Consider the following 2,717-nt stretch of genomic DNA (forward strand, 5'->3'; position numbering starts at 1 on the left):
ACGTCCGATTGCTCGACCCGCTCGAACCCGTTGGCGTAGTGCGTGCTCTGGTGCCAGCCGCCGTAGGTGCCCATGCCCCCGGTCGTGATGCCGCCGAGCCATTGATAGCTGGTGCTGGTGACCGGTTCAGCGATGCCGCGCGTTGATGAACCCAGTGTAGCGGCGGTGCGCGTCAGAAGGTACGGCGCAACCCGTCCTCGTCAGCGGGCACTTCGATCACGTGGACATGGTTGGGCATCAGACAACAGGCCGACACCTGAGCGCCCGCCCGTCACGCGGCCTCACCCAGCAGATCGCGGTACAGCGCGTGGTCGTCGTCCTCGAAGAACGTCTGCTGACGGCGATTGCCACGCTGCGTCGCATGATAGGGGTAGCCGGGCACAATCAGGCGGCGAGAGCGAGCCTTTGCCGCGACGATACGGTTTTTATGCTTTTAGTAAACTGTCACCGTAATTGGAAGATCGGACGGCCGAGGGCTTACACGACAGGCGTGAGTTAATCCTCTTCGTCGCCACTTCGATCGAGCAAGTCCCCCTCGGAAAGTTCCGGTAGATCAGCATCAACAGGCCAGCGATAAAGTTCCCTTGGATAGGCGTAGGGCTGCCGATCAGCGATCACCATCTCGACATCCTGCAACAGCCTAGAACCCAGCTTGTCGCTCGCTTCATGATGCGCCTTGGCCTGCCGGATCATGTCCAGCAACTGATCGGCCTTCGCATCACCAAAGTTCTTGCGCAAATTTTCTACCCCTCGCCTCAAGCTGTAATACGCCCCGTCGAAGTCATAGCTTTCCGGAAAATGCCTGCTAGGCGCACGCATTAGCGTGTCTATGATCGCGTCCCGAAGGTCGCGCTTCGTCTTCGGTATAGTGCCTTCACGATACTTCATACTACGGCCTTATCGTATAGACGGGGCGAACAGCAGCTGGCGGCACAATAGTGATTGTCCCGGTCGGCGCAGCCTGCTGAATACGCATGATCTGCGGCGTAGTAGCGTTCTTGAGCTGATAAGAATAGTCGAGGCTGTTCCCTGAGCCGGGGAAATGGATGTCGGGCACGGTGTATTTCCCGTTCGGCGTATACAGCCGCTGATTGATGCGGACCGCGCCGGCGTCCAGCCCAAACTCATCGCGCAGTGTGAGATTGCCTCGACGAATGAAGCCGTCCACGAAGCTACCACGCTGTATTTCCATCGAAAGCTTTGGGTTCAGAATGATGTCGCCAGTCTCAATACCACGCATGAAAATGCCGTGGCCTTCATCAGCAAGGCGCAGGCTGTTCGCTCCGAACTGCGCTTCGATGCTCAGTGGTGCACTCTCTGCGGCGCCCCCCTTCGAGAGTGCGCCGGCCTTCCGGGACATTCCGGTAGCACCACCGATGGCGAACATTGCGATGTCGGTTGTCTGCCGGTCGAATGGTGCGATATGTCCGTTGCGGCCGCGATAATAAGAACTGCCAAGATCGGCCAGACCGGTGACCGGTGACAGGACGAAGCCGATCGGTGCGGCCACATAGCCGAGGCCACCCGCGTTCCATTGCCCATAGGCCTCGTGCTGACGACCGAGAACCGCGTTTCGGATATCCTGCCATATGCTCGGCGTGTAGCTGCTGATCGACTGTCCGCCGGACATGCTGCGCCAATACGCACTGTAATCCGTCTTCGGTTGGTGCAGGCCCAACGCCCATTGCGCGCCCCGCCAGTACGATATGTTGCCATATTCCTGCTTGTAACGGTCGAACTGATAGTCGTTCATGGCCTGGAACAACGAGGTCGTATAGCGGTCGCCCACCACGATAATATCACCGGCTTGCGCATCGACCGCGCCGGCACCGCTGCCGACCTGGCCACCGCCAGCAACCGTCTGACTGCTAGGTGCCACGACCGGGTCAGACGTTCTATCATATATGCCCTCGGGAAGCAGATCGGTCGGTTTGCCGGTAGCTTTCGATTTGCCGGCATCGGCAACCTCAGCCGTCAGCAGCTCCCCGATGGTCTGCCCGATGGCATCGGGCAGTGCGGCAAGGACGTTGTCGCCGAAGCTGGTCCCGTCGATCAGGCTGCGGGCGGCCGCCCCAGCGATGGTACGGGCCGTCCCGTTGAGCGCATGACCGGCGATAGTGCCGAGCGAACGGCTCTGCCCGAACGACGTGAGCTCGAGCCCGTGACCGATCGCCCCGCCGACACCGCCGGACAGGCCGGCGGCGGCGACGCCTGCGAAGTCGAACTTCGACTGGAGCCCGGTCGCCATCGCGATGCCCTGGATCGCGATGTTGCCGATGACGCCTTGTACCGCGCCGTTCACCGCTGCGCTCACCAGCTTGTTCCCGATCCCGCCGATGAGCGTTCCGCCGCCGATCCCGCCGCCGACCCCGGCGGCGATGCCGGTCAGCGCGACCCCCTTCCACGAGAATTTGTCCTGAATGCCGGTGGCGAGGCCGACCCCCTGGCTGACCGCGGAACTGATCATGCCGTTGACCGCGGCGCCGATCGCCGATCCCGTACCAGGCAGCGCTACCGTCACCGCGACGGCGACCGCGATCAGCAGGATCTGGCCGAACGCGCCGCACTTGTTGCTTTTCTTGCCGCGCGCCTGGGGCGTGGCCGAGACCGGCGTCACGTCGCCGATCGCGTCGGCGGGGTCGTACGGGCGCAGTTGGCTCGCGTTGTAGGTCGAGCGGATCACGCCGGCGGGCAGCGTCAGGGTCTGGCCGGTGGTG

General features: G+C 62.3%; 1 protein-coding gene and 1 pseudogene. Both read right to left on the minus strand.

Annotated features, from left to right (window positions below; genetic code table 11):
* Nucleotides 1-495 precede the first annotated feature (495 nt).
* Nucleotides 496-888, minus strand: coding sequence for a hypothetical protein (locus ASE86_RS11840; protein ID WP_056427097.1), 393 nt, complete (start codon nucleotides 886-888; stop codon nucleotides 496-498).
* Nucleotide 889: 1 nt separating this feature from the next.
* Nucleotides 890-2,717 (minus strand): annotated as a pseudogene (locus ASE86_RS16220) (hypothetical protein); the annotation flags it as partial.

Source organism: Sphingomonas sp. Leaf33 (assembly GCF_001421785.1).
In the GTDB taxonomy this organism is placed as follows: domain Bacteria; phylum Pseudomonadota; class Alphaproteobacteria; order Sphingomonadales; family Sphingomonadaceae; genus Sphingomonas.

Excerpts from the sequence above, each read along its gene's own strand:
- ASE86_RS11840 (WP_056427097.1), bottom strand. The coding sequence starts at position 888 with ATGAAGTATCGTGAAGGCACTATACCGAAGACGAAGCGCGACCTTCGG.